Origin of the sequence: Bradyrhizobium sp. 137 (assembly GCF_023074095.1) — a bacterium.
Taxonomy (GTDB): Bacteria; Pseudomonadota; Alphaproteobacteria; order Rhizobiales; family Xanthobacteraceae; genus Bradyrhizobium.
Genome location: NZ_JADPKU010000068.1, coordinates 23,586 through 39,842, shown reverse-complemented (window position 1 = coordinate 39,842; position 16,257 = coordinate 23,586). Strand labels below are relative to the sequence as shown.

The 16,257-nt window shown below is 66.1% G+C and carries 14 protein-coding genes and 1 pseudogene; 6 read left to right on the top strand and 9 right to left on the bottom strand.

The window, feature by feature from the left end; genetic code table 11:
* Positions 1-78: 78 nt before the first annotated feature.
* From IVA78_RS22825 to IVA78_RS22815, 3 genes are all read right to left on the bottom strand, one after another.
* Positions 79-1,428: a TolC family outer membrane protein gene (locus IVA78_RS22825; RefSeq protein WP_346015545.1), complete on the bottom strand. Its 1,350-nt coding sequence runs from the start codon at positions 1,426-1,428 to the stop codon at positions 79-81.
* A gap of 268 nt (positions 1,429-1,696) precedes the next feature.
* Positions 1,697-2,476, bottom strand: a complete 780-nt coding sequence (locus IVA78_RS22820; protein ID WP_247276671.1) for an enoyl-CoA hydratase — start codon at positions 2,474-2,476, stop codon at positions 1,697-1,699.
* 108 nt (positions 2,477-2,584) lie between these two features.
* Positions 2,585-3,238, bottom strand: coding sequence for a hypothetical protein (locus IVA78_RS22815; RefSeq protein ID WP_247276670.1), 654 nt, complete (start codon positions 3,236-3,238; stop codon positions 2,585-2,587).
* A 290-nt stretch (positions 3,239-3,528) separates the two neighbouring features.
* Here IVA78_RS22815 and IVA78_RS22810 point away from each other — a divergent pair, with 290 nt between their 5' ends.
* Together IVA78_RS22810 and IVA78_RS22805 are read left to right on the top strand one after the other, a co-directional pair.
* The gene (locus IVA78_RS22810; RefSeq protein ID WP_247276669.1) at positions 3,529-4,074 is read left to right on the top strand and encodes a sigma-70 family RNA polymerase sigma factor; all 546 of its coding nucleotides are present in this window, start codon (positions 3,529-3,531) and stop codon (positions 4,072-4,074) included.
* Positions 4,075-4,076: 2 nt separating this feature from the next.
* Complete coding sequence (locus tag IVA78_RS22805; RefSeq protein ID WP_247276668.1) at positions 4,077-4,715, top strand: DUF1109 domain-containing protein; 639 nt, start codon at positions 4,077-4,079, stop codon at positions 4,713-4,715.
* 11 nt (positions 4,716-4,726) lie between these two features.
* Here the strand turns inward: IVA78_RS22805 and IVA78_RS22800 are convergent, their stop codons facing one another.
* Both IVA78_RS22800 and IVA78_RS22795 read right to left on the bottom strand, forming a co-directional pair.
* The gene (locus tag IVA78_RS22800) at positions 4,727-5,830 is read right to left on the bottom strand and encodes a DUF2336 domain-containing protein (RefSeq protein ID WP_247276667.1); all 1,104 of its coding nucleotides are present in this window, start codon (positions 5,828-5,830) and stop codon (positions 4,727-4,729) included.
* Between the two features lie 63 nt (positions 5,831-5,893).
* Positions 5,894-7,051, bottom strand: a complete 1,158-nt coding sequence (locus IVA78_RS22795; RefSeq protein ID WP_247468085.1) for a GGDEF domain-containing protein — start codon at positions 7,049-7,051, stop codon at positions 5,894-5,896.
* Between the two features lie 431 nt (positions 7,052-7,482).
* On the opposite strand from IVA78_RS22795, the gene IVA78_RS22790 reads away from it, so the two are divergent.
* The 4 genes and pseudogenes from IVA78_RS22790 (at position 7,483) to IVA78_RS22775 (ending at position 11,561) form a co-directional block, all read left to right on the top strand.
* A complete protein-coding gene (locus tag IVA78_RS22790; RefSeq protein ID WP_247276665.1) occupies positions 7,483-8,052 on the top strand; it encodes a sigma-70 family RNA polymerase sigma factor in 570 nt (189 codons plus the stop codon).
* Positions 8,049-8,744, top strand: a complete 696-nt coding sequence (locus IVA78_RS22785; protein WP_247468083.1) for a hypothetical protein — start codon at positions 8,049-8,051, stop codon at positions 8,742-8,744. Before IVA78_RS22790 ends, IVA78_RS22785 begins: the two co-directional genes overlap by 4 nt.
* 16 nt (positions 8,745-8,760) lie before the next feature.
* Positions 8,761-10,474, top strand: a pseudogene (locus IVA78_RS22780) (S8 family serine peptidase).
* 511 nt (positions 10,475-10,985) lie between these two features.
* Entirely contained in the window at positions 10,986-11,561 is a 576-nt protein-coding gene (locus IVA78_RS22775; protein ID WP_247276690.1) for a TIGR03809 family protein, read from the top strand.
* On the opposite strand, the gene IVA78_RS22770 is transcribed toward IVA78_RS22775, so the two are convergent.
* From IVA78_RS22770 to IVA78_RS22755, 4 genes are all read right to left on the bottom strand, one after another.
* A complete protein-coding gene (locus tag IVA78_RS22770; protein ID WP_247419280.1) occupies positions 11,558-12,928 on the bottom strand; it encodes a TIGR03808 family TAT-translocated repetitive protein in 1,371 nt (456 codons plus the stop codon). The genes IVA78_RS22775 and IVA78_RS22770 overlap by 4 nt on opposite strands.
* A 120-nt stretch (positions 12,929-13,048) precedes the next feature.
* A complete protein-coding gene (locus tag IVA78_RS22765; protein WP_247276661.1) occupies positions 13,049-13,705 on the bottom strand; it encodes a pyroglutamyl-peptidase I in 657 nt (218 codons plus the stop codon).
* Positions 13,702-14,691, bottom strand: a complete 990-nt coding sequence (meaB, locus tag IVA78_RS22760) for a methylmalonyl Co-A mutase-associated GTPase MeaB (RefSeq protein ID WP_247276660.1) — start codon at positions 14,689-14,691, stop codon at positions 13,702-13,704. The genes IVA78_RS22765 and meaB overlap by 4 nt, the downstream gene beginning before the upstream one ends.
* A 51-nt stretch (positions 14,692-14,742) precedes the next feature.
* Positions 14,743-16,254: a tripartite tricarboxylate transporter permease gene (locus IVA78_RS22755; protein ID WP_247276659.1), complete on the bottom strand. Its 1,512-nt coding sequence runs from the start codon at positions 16,252-16,254 to the stop codon at positions 14,743-14,745.
* Positions 16,255-16,257 lie beyond the last annotated feature (3 nt).

Below are 16,257 nucleotides of genomic sequence, written 5' to 3'. Positions count from 1 at the left end.
GAGCCGTCAACACGCACGACCGGGTACGTCAAGACGGGCGAGCAGGGCAGCGCGCTGGAGATCCTGCGTCGCCGGCTGCTACTGCCCCGACGGCGTGCGCAAGCCGTGCCAGGCGTCGCGGACCTGGTGGTAGTGCACCTCGGGCAGGTAATCCGGCGTGTTCAGGTTCAACGTCTTGACATCGAGATGGCCGACCGCGCTGAGCAGCGTGTAGGAGGCGATGACGCGGTCGCGGTTGGCGCTGATGAGGCGCGCCTTGGCCTGGATCAAGTCGGCTTGCGAGTTCAGCACGTCGACCGTCGTACGTTGTCCGCCGGCGGCCTCACGCTGCACGCCCTGGAGCGCGACGGTAGCCGCCTTCACTTCGGACTCCGAGGCCGAGACCGTGATCTTGGCGCCTTCATTGGCAACCCAGGCGCTGACTGCGGCCGTACGCGCCTGGTTGCGCACCTGGTCGAGCACGAGCCGGCTCTGCGCCGTGATCTCCTTGGCCTGCCGGGTCTGCGCCGCGGCCTGGCCGCCGTCGTAGATCGGGGCGGTGACGTTGGCGACAATCGAGGCCTGATCCTCGGCGAAGGTGCCGAGCGTCGGGTCGTTGTTGCGGCTCTTGCTGGCGCTGCCCTGGATGCTGGCGCTCGGCAGCAGCGTGCCTTCGGCGATGCGGATGTTGGTGGAGGCGACGTCGACGTCGAAGCTTGCGGCCGTCACCGCCGGATGCTGCCGGATCGCCATCGTCATGGCATCCTCGCGGCTCTTCGGCAGATAGCGGTCGACGGCTTCGGCGGGCCGAAGCTGCGACGGCGCGTTGCCGATCACTTGCGTATAGGTTGCCTGGCTCACGGCGAGCGCGACTTCCGCCGCGTTGAGATCGGCAAGGCCGCGGTTGAGGCGCGCCTCGGCCTGGGCGGTGTCGGTCGGTGTGACATCACCGGCATTGAGGCGGCGCTGGGTCACGGCGAGTGTTTCGCGCAGGAAGGCGACGTTGGAGCGCTGCGCTTCGACCAGCGACTGGTTGGCGAGCACGTTGGTGTAGGCGGTGACCGCGTCGAGCAGCACGCCCTGGCCGACATTACGCAGCGCCTCGCGGCCCGACTGCACCTGGAGTTCGGCGGCGCGCACGCTGTTGGCGGTGCGGAAGCCGTTGAACAGGGTCTGCGTCACGGTGACGCCGATGATCCAGGGTTTTAGATTGGCGGTCTGGATGGTGTTGTCGGGCAGCAGATTGCGCACCGATTGCAGGCCGGCGCTGAGGCTGGCCACGATCTGCGGTCGATAGCCGGCAAGTGCCTGCGGCACGTTCTCGTCGGTCGCACGCTGCCGTGCGCGCTCGGCATTGAGCTGGGGGTTGGTCTGGTAGGCCTTGGCGAGCGCCTCTGGCAGGGCCTCGGCCCACGCTGGGGAGGAAAGGACGCACGAGAGCGCCAGCATGGTCCATGTCGCAAGCACGGGAGCCACGCCCGATCGATGCCGCGTCATCACGCGACCAGCTCTGGCGGTACGCCCAATCATGTAATCCCGCAAAATCCTGGCTGTCCGCCCCCGCCGACGGGGCCCTCTTAACTGTTTAACCAGCGCAGGTCCCGCAGGCAAACTGCCGCGGGGAAAACCCCCATGAAATCCGTGCTTGTTGCAGCTTCGTCACAGGGTTTCGGCGAGAACGCGGCAGAGCCTTACACCAGCCTGATGGACTTGTCCCTCACCGGTTCTTGTTCACCGGCTTGCGCTTCTCGATGAACGCGGCCATGCCCTCGGAGCGGTCTTCCAGCGCGAAAGTCGCGTGGAACAGGTTGCGTTCGACGCTCATACCCTCGGCGAGCGTGGTCTCGAAGGCGCGGTTCACCGCTTCCTTGGCCATCGCGGCGGCAGGGCGCGACATGGCCACGATCTTCTCGGCTGCCGCCATCACCTCGTCCATCAGCTTGTCGGCCGGCACGATGCGGCTGACGAGGCCTCCGCGCTCAGCCTCCGCCGCATCCATCATGCGGCCGGTGAGGCAGAGGTCCATCGCCTTCGATTTGCCGATTGCGCGCGTCAGGCGCTGGGTGCCGCCGATGCCTGGAATGGTGCCGAGCGTGATCTCGGGCTGGCCGAACTTGGCGGTATCGGCGGCGATGATGAAGTCGCACATCATGGCGAGCTCGCAGCCGCCGCCGAGCGCATAACCCGCGACTGCCGCAATGGTCGGCTTGCGGCAGCGCGCGACGCGGTCGCCGCCGATCGCGGCAAAATCCTCGGAGAACATGTCGATGAAGCCTTTCGGCTGCATCTCCTTGATGTCTGCGCCGGCGGCAAAGGCCTTCTCGCTGCCGGTCACGACGATGCAGCCGATGGCCTCATCGGCCTCGAGATCGTCGACGGCGGCCGCAATCTCGCGGAAGACGCCGAAAGAGAGCGCGTTGAGCATCTTCGGCCGATTCAGCTTGATGATGCCGACCGCGCCTTTGCTTTCGACGATGATGTGTTCGAACGTGCTCATGGTCCACCCACGCTTCTGATTGGGTGGGCAATGTGCCCGCTGGCGCGGTGGGCTTCAAGGGGCCGGACGCAGGACTCGCGGGGCCGTGCGTCCTGGCGGAACTGACGGTCAGGCCATGAACATGCGCGCAGCTGAGGCCAGCGTCAGAAACGTGCCGACACCGATGAAGATCTTGCCGATCAGGGAGCTCTGGTCCCAGGCCGAGCTCTGCTGGCTGCTTGCCATCACCGGCGTGGGGCGCGGCTGCGCTTCGGTTGCAGCGACCACGGCCTTCTGCGCCGGCGGGTTGTCCTGTTGCACGGCGCGGTCGATGTCGTTGAGCTGATCGGGGGCCACCACCTGGGTCTCGGCCGCGGTGTTATTGGCGGTGTCATCGGCCGCCGCCGCCTGGACGTTGTCGTTGGCACGGCCCGTCATCGCAGTGGCCGCAGCAGCGGTCGGCATATCGGTGGCGGTGAGCTGCGCATGCGCGTTGGCGACTTCCGGCGGCATCTGGCTTGAGGCCCTCCCGTCGATGCCGGCCTTGGCCTCGGAGGTATTTGCCGCAGCGTCCTTCTTGTCGGTCTTTTGCGCCGTCTTGCTGCTGGCGCGGCGCGACTCATGGTGCCGCTGCTTGCTCGGCTTGGCCGCGTCGGCCTGATTGCCTGCGCTGTCGGATTTGCTGCTTTCGGCTGAGTTCGGCGCCGCCTGTGCAACGCCGCCAAACACCAAGAAAAGCCCGGCCACAAGGATCAGGGCCGCGCGCCCGCTGGCTTTGATCATGTTGACGATCTCCCCAATTCCGCCCGTCCCAAGAACGAACAGAGACCCTGGGGCGTGACGACAGCGGGGCAGAAAATGGGATTCTTCGGGCTCCACAGGGCGAAAACGGGGCAAACCGCCCCTCGCCGCCGGCCGCCGGATGCGGGCCGGATTGATAGGTGTTATGAGGCGTCGCGGGCTCTTACGGCCGCAGCGGAGAGGAGGCTCGGCGTCGATCACGAGTTCGTGATCACGCGGGCGCAGGGGTAACAAATTGAAAGAGCGGCCGAATTGCATGGTGAGGGGCGCGCGTGCGCGGACGTGAGGATGAATGGACCGGCCTGATGCGGTCGGCCATGGCGGGCGATAATGCGGCGTATCATCGCCTGTTGAAGGCGGTTACGCCGGTGCTGCGCGCTGCTGCAAGACGTGGGCTGGCGCGGGCAGGCCAGTCTCCCGACCAAGCCGAGGATATCGTGCAGGAGATTTTGTTGGCGGTGCATCTGAAGCGGCACACCTGGGATAGCGAAGCCCCCTTCGCGCCTTGGCTGTTCGCGATCGCCCGCAACAAGCTGATCGATACGCTGCGGCGGCGCGGCAGGCGCGTCTTCGTCAACATCGACGATTTCGCCGAGACGCTGCCGGGCGCGGCGCCGCAGGAGACGGCTTCGGTGGGCGAGGTCGCCGCCCAGCTGAGCACCCTGCCGCAGCGCCAGCGCGACGTTTTGCAGTCGATCGCGGTCGAGGCCGCCTCGATCAAGGATACGGCGGCAAAGTTTGCGATGAGCGAAGGTGCGGTGCGGGTTGCGCTGCATCGTGGACTTGCTGCACTGACTGCCAAACTGCGGGACCACTAGGCATGGATACCGATCAACTCATTCGCTCGCTCGCGGCCGACAACGTTCATCGCGCGCCGCGCGTCGGCACCGTCCTGACCATGGCACTGCTGGTGGCCGCGCCGCTGTCGATCCTGATCTTCGCGACGTTCCTCGGTGTGCGTCCGGACATGATGAGTGCGATGCGCAACCCGTTCTTCGACATGAAGTTCGCGGTGACGCTGTCGCTCGCGATTCCCGCCATCATCGTCAGCCTGCATCTGTCGCGTCCCGAAGCCCTGCTGCGCGGCTGGGGCTGGCTCTTGCTGCTTCCCGTCGGACTGCTTGCTGTGGCGATCGGCAGTGAGGCGATGATGGCGCCGGCCATGCCGATGACGATGCGCTTGATGGGCAAGAACTCCAGGGTGTGCCTGTTTGCGATCCCCGCGATGGCGCTGCCGCTGCTTGCGGGAGCGCTGTTCGGCCTGCGCCACGGTGCGCCGTCGCGCCCGGCGCTCGCCGGCGCGCTCGCCGGGCTGTTGTCTGCCGGGCTGGCCGCGACGCTCTACGCTTCGCACTGCACCGACGATTCTCCGCTGTTCGTCGCGACCTGGTACACGCTCGCGACCGCGGTGGTGACCGCGATCGGCGCGGCAGTGGGCTCGAAAGTCCTGCGGTACTAGCGCGCCGGGCTTCACGACGCCGGCGTCGTGCTCTGCTGCATGCGGTAAAACCGCAGTACCTGCTGCGCGGTCGATGAGCGCAGGGCCTCGTAGGTGTCGCGCCGCGTCAGCGTGTCAGTCTGCGAGCCGCCGGAGAGCTTCTCGCGCATGGCGATGATGGCGCGCACGCTCGACCATGACATGCCCGCGATCTTGGCGAGGATCATCACGCCCTCGGTCCGGCTGTCGATCATTATGGTCTCGGCGGTCTCGATCGCGACGCCCGCGAGTGCTGCGAGTCCCGCATTGGTCTCGTCGAACTTGCCCTGCTCGGCGAAAGTGCTGACCTGAAATTCGTTGAGGCGACCGTCCTCGTGCAGCGACTTCACCAGCGCGCGCGCCGTCTCGGTCTGCCTGGTCGTGGCGGCGGCGCGGACCCGCTGGGCGGCTTCCTGGACGACGCTCGACACTTCCTCCGCGAGCCCGGGGTGTGCGGCCTCTAACTTCTTGCGCACGCTCAAGGAAGCCTTTGCAATCAGCTTCAAATAGTGATGACGCGGCAGGTCGGGTCGCAGACCGATGCAGGTGGCGAGGTCATCGTCGCGTTCGGCGCGGTTGACGAGGTCGGTGAGACTTCCCTCCGACAGGCGCGCGCCCGGATTGCTGACGGTCGACTGCACCACGTCCTCGTTGCCGCGCGTCACCAACACGTCGGTCAACGCCTCCGATAGCACCCGCCGCAGCGAGATCGCCTTGAGATGCGCCTGGCCTCTGCTTCGCGCGATCTCGATCAGTGTCGCTTCGTCCAGCCGTTCCGATTTCGACAGCACGGGGCCGGAGACTTCGATCACCTCGTCGAGCGCGAGCGTACGGATGATCTTGGGCGGCGCGGACGCGATCGGTGCGAGGCGGTCAGCGAGCAGCGCCCTGGCCGAAACCTCGATCTGCTCGATCAGGCACTGGAACACGTCGTCGAACACGCGGACGTGGTCGTCGGAATAATCCACCGCGTTGCCCACGAAGAGATCGGTGACGCGGCGCAGCGTCTCGACCCGGCGCGCAACGGTGCCGTGGGAGAGCGCCGCCTGCAATTCCTCGAGCAGGTTCTCGGATGACGTTGCGGATTTCGATCTCATGGCCCTGTCCTGGAGCGTTCGGTCCGGCGCCGTCTTCTCACGCGTCGGAAAAAAATGAATTGGTCAGTCCGTTATAACGCGGTTGCGCCCTTGCGCCTTGGCGGAATAGAGCGCGCGGTCGGCGCGCACGAGAAACGTGTCGGCAGTATCGTTGTCGCGCAGCGTCACGACGCCCGCGGAAATGGTCACGCGCATGCCCGGAGAAAATGCATTCCAGTCGAGATCGGCGACGATTTGGCGCAAGCGGTCGAGCATGCGCGATGCCGCCCCGCCATCCGCTCCGGGCAGCAGCAGCAGAAATTCCTCGCCGCCGTAGCGGCCGAAGCAGTCGGCCGGGCCGATGTTGGCAAAAATGGTGATGGCGAAGGTGCGCAGCACCTCGTCGCCGATGGGATGGCCGTGGGCATCGTTGATGCGCTTGAACCAGTCGAGATCGATCAGCGCGATCGCGCAAGGCGTTGATGCGTGCCGTGACTCTTCGATCGCGGTGTCGAGAAGCCGCATGATGCAGCGGCGATTGTAGGAGCCAGTGAGTTCGTCGAGCTCGGCCAGCTCCTCGATGCGCTGATAGGCGGCCTTCAGCTCGATGCTGCGCCGGTACAGGATCTTGCGCAGCGTTGCGCCAAACAGGCCGAGGGTGGCGCACTGGCCGATCACCAGCACGAAGCACAGCATCGAGGCGGTCCGCTGCAACCGGGTCGTAACCGGCAGGCCGATCGGCAGGTCCGAGCCCAGAAAGACCACGACGAGCCCGCAGGTGGTAAGACCCCAGGTGACCATCGCCTGGCTCGACGTCATCCGCAGCGTACCAAACGCGAAGATCAGAAACAGCACGGCAAGGAAGGCGACCCCGACCGTCGGTACCGCGAGCAGGAACACCACTTGCAGCGCCGTATGCGCAGATATCTGGAAGACGGTGAGGTAATGATCTTCGAACCGATCACCGAAGCCGGCTTCCGACAGCACGGTGAACGTACCGATGATCAGGAGGCCGCCGAGCCAAAACAGCGACGGCACGCCCATGGAGATCGCGCCGTCATAGGCGTACAGCAGCAGGACCGAGGCCCCGAGCGAGTAGCTCGCGACCTGGCCGATATACATCTGGCGGCGCTGCCGGGCCCGGCGCGCCACGACTTCCGGAGCCGCCGCTTCGCGCGCGAAGACGAGATCCGCGACTTCAGCGGCATTCCTCTCCGGAAAGGACGTCGCGGCCGTGTTCATTATCCTGCCGATGGTGGATGTCAGCCCAAAAATCTACGTGGCAAGCCTTTAGGTTTGGTATCCTTCGGAACCGAATCCGTGTGGGGCGTTCCGGTCATGGAACATCGGTGGCAGGGACATCTGCCGGCGATGAGGCAGGGCGATGCGGTCGAGCCAAAACGGGGGGTCGTGAGACATATGGCGTGCAGAACTGCTATGGATCCAGACTTGGCCGCGCTGGCTGTGCTGGACCGGCTTTCTGCTGAGGACATATTTCAGTACTATGCTACCGATCTGGACCGAAATGGCCGACCGCCACGGGCGAATATGAAGAATGCACGTATGTGGGGTAGATCACACAGGCTCGCGTATGACTGCGGTAAGTTGAAGAATTTCGCCTTTTCGGTCGAACCGTCCGCCGCATCGACCCGACCAATCTTGCGAGACGGCCTTTGAGCGTGACACAGGCGGCTTCGGACGAGGTCCTCATCGCCAGGATCGCTCAAGGCGACCGGCTCGCCATGCAGGTGCTGTACGGGCGGCACCATGTCAGGGTTTACAGGTTCGGGCTCAGGCTCGTGCGGAACGAGCAGGCGGCGGAAGACCTCATCAGCGAGGTGTTTCTCGACGTCTGGCGTCAAGCCGGCAAGTTCGAGGGTCGATCCGCCGTTTCCACCTGGCTGCTGGCAATCACCCGATTCAAGGCCCTGTCTGCGCTTCGGCGCAGGAAGGATTTTGAGTTGGACGAAGAGGCCGCCAACGCGATCGAGGATACGTCCGACGATCCAGAAACGCTGGTGCAGAAGAAGGATACCAGTGAGGCGTTGCGGGAGTGTCTGACGGGTCTCTCGCCGGAACACCGGGAAATCGTCGATCTCGTCTACTACCACGAGAAGTCCGTGGAAGAAGTGGCCGAGATCGTCGGGATACCGGAGAACACTGTGAAGACGCGCTTGTTCTATGCGCGCAAGAAATTGGCCGAACTGCTGAAGGCAGCCGGCGTTGAGCGAGGCTGGCCATGATGGCGTTGAGCAAGAAGATGCTGGAGCAAGAGCCCAGTGAAATTGAACTGCTGCTGCCCTGGCACGCCGCCGGCACGCTGAACGCGCGCGATGCCCGCCGCGTCGAGGAAGCCCTGGCGCGCGATCCGGAGCTCGCGAAGCAATATGCCGCGATCCGCGGCGAGTACGAAGAGACCATCCATCTGAACGAGAGCCTGGGGGCTCCGTCCGCGCGCGCGCTGCAGAAGCTGTTCGCCGCGATCGATGCCGAGCCGGCGCGGGCGACCGGTTCGCTGCCGCTGTCGGCGCGCATTTCGACCTTCTTCGCGAGCTTGTCGCCGCGGACGCTGGCCTGGTCGGCGAGCCTCGGCGCCGTCGCGCTCGTGCTGCAAGCCGGAATCATCGGCGCCGTGCTGATCAAGAACCAGCCGGCGACCTTCCAGACGGCTTCGCTCTCGACCAGCGCGCCGATCACACGCGAGCTTGGAAGCACGGCCGCGCCGGCGCGTGCGCTGGTGCGCTTCACTCCCGAGGCGCGCATCGCCGACATCACCGCGCTGCTCGACAGCTTTCAGGCGTCGATCATCGACGGAGCCAAGGGCGGCATGTTCCGCCTCCAATTCAACAAGGCGATGAGCCAGGACGAGCTCGCCTCGCTGCTCGGCAAGATGCAGCGCGAGAAGTTCGTCAATCTGGCCGTCGCGACCCCCTGACCGCGCCGCTGAACCGATGACGCGCCAGTCGGAGAGCAGGGTACACGCCGGGGCCTACGTTTCGTCGGTCGGAGCCGCGCTGCTGCTCAACAGCCTGTCTCGGCGTCGAGGTTGCGCAGGCGCAGGCGATCATGCGTACGCCCACGATCAGCGTTCCCTCGCGCACGCCGACCATCTCTCCGAGCATTGCCCCGCGTGTAAGCCCCGGTGTCGCGGCGCGCGCGGTCAGCGTCGGCCGCGGCCCGCGGACGATCGCGGCCATCCCCCACACCACGTCGTCCCGCATACGGCCGACGCCGGTAATGCCCTATGCGCGCTATTCGCCGAACCTCTATCCGGCCTGCACCGCACCCTATCGCGATGCCGGGGGCGAATGCCTGGCGCAGCCGAACGCAGGCGGCGAGGGCGGTGGAAAATCAGTCAAGAAGAGCGCCGGCAAGGGGCGTGGCAACAGCACGCCGGCCGCGGTCACCTCGCGCAGCTTCGCCAAGGAGCTCATCGCCGAGATCGACGGTGCGCTCTCGCCGGCCGAGGCCGACGAACTCGCCCGTCGCCACGGCTTGACGCGCGTTGCCTCCGAGAATTTCCCGCTGATCGGCGCCACTTTCGGCCTGTTCCGCATCACCGATGGCCGGGCATACGAGACGGTGCGGCGCGAACTCGCGGCCGAGGGCAGTGTGCGCTCGCTTCAGCCGAACTTCCGTTATGTGCTCCAGGACCAGAAACCGTCGGGGCCGACCGAAGGCGATCCTGCGCAATATGCACTGACAAAGCTCCGCCTGCCGCAGGCGCATACGCTGGCGCACGGCGCCAACGTCACGGTTGCCGTGATCGATTCCGGGATCGACGCCAGCCATCCCGAACTCGCTGATTCCATCGCCGACAATTTCGATGCGCTCGGCACCACCGAGGGACCGCATGTTCACGGCACTGGCATCGCGGGTGCCATCGTCGCGCATGGCCGGCTGATGGGCAGCGCGCCCGAGGCGCGCATCATCGCGATCCGCGCCTTCGGCGGCCCTGCGGGCGGGGCCGAGAGCTCGTCCTACATCATCCTGCGCTCGCTGAACTATGCTGCCGAGCACGGCGCGCAGATCGTCAATATGAGCTTTGCGGGCCCCAAGGACGCCCTGATCGAGCGGGCCATCGCCGCGAGCGCCGCGCGTGGCCTCGTGCTGATCGCGGCCGCCGGCAATGCCGGGGCCAAATCGCCGCCGCTCTATCCCGCCGCCAATCCCAACGTGATCGCGGTCAGTGCGACCGACCAGCAGGACCGGCTGTTCACCGCCTCCAATCGCGGCAACTACATCGCGGTCGCAGCTCCCGGCGTCGACATCTTCCTGCCGGCGCCTGACGGCAAATACCAGATGACGTCCGGAACCTCCTTCTCCGCCGCCTATGTCTCCGGCGTCGCGGCGCTGCTGCTCGAGCGCAACCATGCCTTGAAGCCGGAAGCGCTGCGCACGACGCTGGCGAAGACCGCGCGCGACCTCGGTTCACCCGGCCGTGATGATCTGTTCGGCGACGGCGAGGCCGATGCGTTTGCCGCGGTCATGGCCGTTCCGGCCGACAGTGCGACGCCGGTTGCGGCGGCATCCGGTACAACAAAACGTGAAGATGCCGGGAAGCGTCCCGACGAGCCCGGCATCCGCGCCATCGAGCAACCCTCGTTGTCGAGCGCAGACGAAAAATCCGCGATTTCTCAGGCGGATAGGCCGGCGCCGCGGTAGCGGCTGCGACAAGACGCGCGCGCCCGCCGAAGGTCAAAAAAGCGAATGCCGCGTTGAACGTTCAGCCAGCTGCCACGACCAAATTATGTGGGAGCGGTCATCCCTCCCCATCGGTCATATCAGGCGCGAGCGCCCATCCACCCCAAGCGCCCATATGGCTCGACCCGTCCGGTTGTCCCCCCGGACGGGTCTTTTCTTTGTGGGCATCCAATTTTAAAGCCTCGCGATCGTTCAGCTTCCGGTTGAAGGACCGCACCCGCGTCCGCCGCGTCGCTCGCGCGGCACGCCGCAAGCCGGTCATGCTTGTGCGAAGCTTGACTCGAAAACATAGCAAATCTCCGCACGATTACGGTGCTCGATGGCGGACGCGGTGTCGTTGCTGGACAAGTCAAAACTTTTCCACAAAATAATCATGTCGCGTCTAAATTGATTCGTGTGCGTTGCGTCCCCGCGTCCGTGTTTTCTCCTGACGGGCTGGTTCATGACACATCGCCAAGAAGTCGTTCGCGACGTGGCCGTTAGCCGCGACATTGCGGCACGCTGGTGCGCTCTCGCGGAGCAGCGGCTGCAACATCTCTCCGAAATGTTCGAGACCGGACGCTGGCGCCGCTACCACTCCGAGATCGCATTTCTCGAAAATATCCAGGAGGCCAAGCGTGCGGTCCAGACCTGGCGCGCCCTTGCAACGGGCGCGGACGTCGCTGCGGCAGCCGCCAGCGTGACGCCCGCCTTCGGCTGGTCGCCGGCAACGATGCCGCGCGTATTTCCGCGCGACCAACAGGCGCAGACCGTGCAGCCGAAGGCCGTCCACATCGCGCCCGAGACCGCGGTGCCGGTCAGGCTCGATCCCACGCCGGACGTTCTCGCCGACGTTACCGAAGCCCCGATCGCACCGCTCTCCGCGCCACCCGCGATGGCATCGCGCACGGCACCTGCCGTTATGGCGCCGGCCACGGCGGCAACGCTACTGCCGCAATTCTCCCCACCTCCCGCCGAAATCGTCGCCGCCCCCGAGCGCGTCGTCGAATTCACCTTCAGCCTCGATGGCCTGGAGGCCAAATACCCGCTGCTGCGCAACGCGTTCTAACGCCGCACCGCATTCCCGCCGACCACCACCTGCGCGAACCGCTGCGCACCGTCGGCTGACAGGTCGGACGTCACGGCGCGCGCGTGGTCCAGCCCGACCACGGCGCCGCGCGGGGTCTCCGAGATCATGTTGTTGTTGACGAGCGCGGTGCCGGCACCGGGCATCACGGAGACGCCGATGCCTGCCAGCGCCTTGCGGATCACGTTGCCGGTGATGGCGACGTCGCGCAGATACTTGCCCCAGCCCGCGACGATGCCGTAGGACGGCGCGTTCTCGATCACGTTGCCGGTCACCGAGGAATCCGCCTCGATATAAATGCCGACGCCGGCATCGTCGTCCGGCGCGGTGCCGATCGGCCGTTTCGGGATCAGGTTGCGGATGATGTTGCCCTGGACCACGGCGATGCGGCCACCCTCGTTGAAATTGCAGACGGAGACACCGACGGCGGCGCCATCGACAATGTTGTTGGCAATCACCGCGGCCTCGAACGCGAACTCCGAATAGAGCGCGACCTCGCGCACGTCGCTGACGCTGTTGCCGGTGATATGGATGTTCGAGGCGGAGTTGCCACGCACGGCGGAGTAATCGCAATTCCTGATGCGGTTGCCGCGCACGATCACGTTGCCGGCGCGAAAGGCATTGATGGCGTTGCCGTACTGGCCGGAGCCGCCGGGGCCGGCCTTGATGTCCTCGATGCGGTTGTCAGCGACCAGCGTGCCGTCGTCGCCGATCGCGGTGCGCAGGATCTCGATGCCGTTATCGTTGGTGCCGGTGATGGTGTTGCGGGAGACGCTGAGGCCCCGGGCATCGAACGAGACGACCGCCGTCACTGCGACATTGGAGAAGATGTTACCGGAGATGTCGCCTGAGACCTGCTCGAGCCAAATGCCGCTGCCGCCGGAGCCGATGATCATGCAATCGGTGATGCGGACGTCGCGGCCGCCGAGGACGTGGATCAGGCCGCGCCGCGTCGGCAGCGGAATGTTGCCACCATCGAACGTGATGCCGGTGAGGCCGATGGAGTCAGCGCCGTCGCTCTGGATCGCCGACGCGCCCCCAGTGAAGACGAATTTCGTCGCACCGCGCACGCCGATCAGCTGCGCGCCGCTCGGTAGCCGTAATAGTCCAGTGCGGTAGATGCCGGGCGGCAAGGCGAGCGGCATCTGCGTCCGCGCGCTCTCATCGATCGCACGTTGGAGCGCGCGGGTCTGGTCCTCGCTGGCGCCGGGCCGCACACCGTATTGCGTGGCGTCGCGGCCGAGCAGGGACGTCAGCGGCGCCGCGCGCGCAGCATCGGCCGGCACGGCGAGCGCGCCGGCGATGCCCGCGGTCGAGGCTCCGATGAGGTGACGGCGATTGAGGTCCATGACGCGTCCTCCGGCGGACGCGGGACGTGTCCGCGGGGACTAGGTAGCTCAGGACGGCCGGTGGCGTGAGGATTGTTCGCGGTAGGGTTAAATGTTTACGTAAGCAAGGTGCGGTAGGGGTTACGGCCCCAGCGTGTTCCGTTCCTTCCGCGCCAATCGCACCATCTCCATCAGCATCGCTTCGCCCGCATCCACCAGTTCCTCCAGCGTGATCCGGGGTGCGCCCTTGCGGCGCACCGCGCCGCTGCGCGCGAGCAGCGGGATGTGGATGAACGCCGCAAGCCTGGGCCCGCCCGCTCTCACATTCTCGATCGCGCGCCAGCTCAGATAGTTGCAGAGGTAGGCGCCGGCATCGCGCGAGGCGCGCGCATCGATGCCGGTGAGGCGTGCGGCGCGCAGCAGCCTTGCGGTGTGCGGACCGAACGTCATCGCGTCCGCATCGCCGGCGATGCCGCGCTTGCTCGAGCGGGTGTTGGCGGCATCCGGCCAGAGCATGGTGACCGCATTGCGGGCGCGGGTCTCGATGCGCAAGTAAGGCGTGCGTGCGGCGAGGCCGAACATCAGAAGTGCATCCGGCTTCACCTTCGCGAGCACGTCAGGCAATTGCCGGTCGACCGCAGCATAGGTGACCGGGAAGATGTGGCTTGCGATCGCAACATTATCGAGCGCCGGGCGGCGCAGCTGCGCCAGCCGCGCTATCAGCGGCTGGGTCGGGTTAAACGGCGCGCCGGGAAACGGCCCGAAGCCGGTGAGGAGAATGCGGAGCCTTTCGCTCATTGCAGCAACTCCAGCATCTGCTCCGCGGCGAGGGCCGGCGTGAGATGGCCGTCGGCGACCTCGGCCTCGATCTTCCGGACCTTGGTCCGCACCGACGCCTCGCTGCGCAGCCGCGCCAGCATGCGCTGCTCCAGCATCGACCACATCCATTTCACCTGCTGATCGCGCCGCCGCGCGGCAAACTCGCCGGATGCGCTCATCGCCTTGCGGTGATCAAGGATCCTCTGCCAAATTCTCGCGATTCCGTCGCCGGTGAGCGCCGAATAGGTCTCGACCGGTGGGTGCCAATGCTCGGACCGCGGCGCGAGGATGTGCAGCGCGCCGCGGTAGTCAGCGGCCGTGATCTTGGCGCGCTTGAGGTTGTCGCCGTCGGCCTTGTTGATGGCGATCATGTCGGCGAGCTCGACCAGGCCCTTCTTGATCCCTTGCAGTTCGTCGCCGCCGCCCGGCAGCATAAGTGCGAGGAAGAAATCGGTCATGTCGCAGACCGCCGTCTCGGATTGGCCGATGCCGACGGTCTCGACCAGCACGACGCCGAAGCCTGCGGCTTCGCAAATCAGCATTGCCTCGCGTGTCTTGGCCGCGACGCCCCCGAGCGTGCCCGAAGACGGCGAGGGGCGGATGAAGGCATCGGTGGAGGCCGACAGCCGCGCCATCCGGGTCTTGTCGCCGAGGATCGAGCCGCCGCTGCGCGCTGAGGACGGATCGACCGCGAGCACTGCGACCTTGTGGCCTTGTTCGATCAGATACGTGCCGAGCGCGTCGATCGTGGTGGACTTGCCGACGCCCGGAGAGCCGGTGATGCCGACGCGCACCGCCTTGCCGGTGTCGGGCAGCAGCATCTGCACCAGTTCGCGCGCCAGCGCCTGATGGTCGGAGCGCCGGCTCTCCACCAGCGTGATAGCCCGCGCCAGCGCCGCGCGGCTGCCGGCGCGCACGTCGCGGGCGAGGGATTGGGTGTCCGGCGAGGCCTTCTTCTCAGTCATGCCCTGCTTTACAACGGCCCGGCTGGGCAGGCGAGGGCGCTCGCCTGCAAATCACCGGGATGTTGCCGCCGCCGCCTGGGGCGGTTTCATCTTGCGCCACACCCACACCATTACCGGCCACAGCAGGGCGCCGATTGCCATCGCGGCGAGGATCGCCGCGACTGGGCGCTCGAAGAACGGCAGGATGCTTCCGTCCGACTTGATCAACGAGGTGACGAAAGCCTGCTCGACCATGGTGCCCATGACGATGCCGAGCACCATGGCTGCCACGGGATAGCCGTTCGCTTCCATGATATAGCCGATCACGCCGAAGGCGGCGACGGTGACGACGCCAAACATGTTGTTGCCGATCGCGAACGAGCCGACCGCGCAGCACAGCATGATGATCGGCATCACGGTGGAGCGTGGCGCCAGCAGGATGTAGGCCGCGACCCGGATCATGGCGATGCCGAGCGGGATCATCATGATGTTCGCGATGATGAACATCAGATAGATCGCGTACATGCTCGACGCCTTCTCGGTGAACAGCGTCGGGCCGGGATTGAGTCCCTTCATGTAGAGCACGCCGATCGCGATCGCGGCGATGGTGTCGCCGGGGATGCCGAACAGCAGCGATGGCACCCAGCCGGAGGCGATGCTGGCGTTGTTGCTGGCTCCGGCCTCGACCAGGCCTTCGACGTGACCGGTGCCGAACTTTTCAGGCTCCTTCGAGAAGCGCTTCGACATCGCGTAGGAGACCCAGGCGGCCATGTCGGCGCCGGCGCCGGGCAGCACGCCGATGATGATGCCGACGATATTCCCGCGCGTCATCTGCCAATGATACTTCTTGGTCAGCTTCCACTGGCCGGCCATGATGCTTCCGAATTTTCGTCGCGGCAGCGGTGGCGGCTCGGGCGTCAGCATCGCGCGCATCACCTGCGCCACCGCGAACACGCCGACCAGCGCCGGGATCGGTTCGATGCCGCCGAACAGATCGGTGAGGCCGAAGGTGAAGCGCGGGACGCCGCCGGGATTCTCGATGCCGATGCAGGAGACCAGCAGGCCGATGAACATGCCGGCGATCGCCTTCACGGGCGAGGAGCGCGCGACCAAAGTGGCACACATCAGGCCGAGCAGCGCCAGCCAGAAATATTCGAACGTCGAGAACGACAGCGCGATCTCGGCGAGCGGCGGCGCCAGGATCATCAGCGACAGCACGCCGGCGATGCCGCCGACCGCGGAGAACCAGACGCCGGCCCCGAGCGCGAGCTCGGCCTGGCCCTTGCGGGTCATGGCATAGGCTTCGTCGGCATAGGCGGCGGAAGCCGGCGTGCCGGGAATGCGCAGCAGCGCGCCGGGAATGTCGCCGGAGAAGATCGCCATCGAGGACGCCGCGACGATGGTCGCAATCGCCGCGATCGGCGACAGGTAAAAGGTGACGGGGACGAGCAGGGCGGTCGCCATCGTCGCCGACAGGCCCGGCAGCGAGCCGATCACGAGCCCGTACACGGAGGCCGCGAACATCGCGATGATGACCTCCCAGGTCGAGATCAGTGCGAACGCATCAATCAGGGTTTTCAGCATGGG

What these genes read in the sequence shown, in the direction of transcription:
- IVA78_RS22785 (WP_247468083.1), top strand. Translation starts at nt 8,049, where the DNA reads ATGATGGCGTTGAGCAAGAAGATGCTGGAGCAAGAGCCCAGTGAAATT.
- IVA78_RS22800 (WP_247276667.1), bottom strand. Translation starts at nt 5,830, where the DNA reads ATGAGATCGAAATCCGCAACGTCATCCGAGAACCTGCTCGAGGAATTG.
- IVA78_RS22805 (WP_247276668.1), top strand. Translation starts at nt 4,077, where the DNA reads ATGGATACCGATCAACTCATTCGCTCGCTCGCGGCCGACAACGTTCAT.
- IVA78_RS22815 (WP_247276670.1), bottom strand. Translation starts at nt 3,238, where the DNA reads ATGATCAAAGCCAGCGGGCGCGCGGCCCTGATCCTTGTGGCCGGGCTT.
- IVA78_RS22765 (WP_247276661.1), bottom strand. Translation starts at nt 13,705, where the DNA reads ATGAGCGAAAGGCTCCGCATTCTCCTCACCGGCTTCGGGCCGTTTCCC.
- meaB (WP_247276660.1), bottom strand. Translation starts at nt 14,691, where the DNA reads ATGACTGAGAAGAAGGCCTCGCCGGACACCCAATCCCTCGCCCGCGAC.
- IVA78_RS22795 (WP_247468085.1), bottom strand. Translation starts at nt 7,051, where the DNA reads ATGAACACGGCCGCGACGTCCTTTCCGGAGAGGAATGCCGCTGAAGTC.
- IVA78_RS22755 (WP_247276659.1), bottom strand. Translation starts at nt 16,254, where the DNA reads ATGCTGAAAACCCTGATTGATGCGTTCGCACTGATCTCGACCTGGGAG.
- IVA78_RS22825 (WP_346015545.1), bottom strand. Translation starts at nt 1,428, where the DNA reads ATGCTGGCGCTCTCGTGCGTCCTTTCCTCCCCAGCGTGGGCCGAGGCC.
- IVA78_RS22820 (WP_247276671.1), bottom strand. Translation starts at nt 2,476, where the DNA reads ATGAGCACGTTCGAACACATCATCGTCGAAAGCAAAGGCGCGGTCGGC.
- IVA78_RS22770 (WP_247419280.1), bottom strand. Translation starts at nt 12,928, where the DNA reads ATGGACCTCAATCGCCGTCACCTCATCGGAGCCTCGACCGCGGGCATC.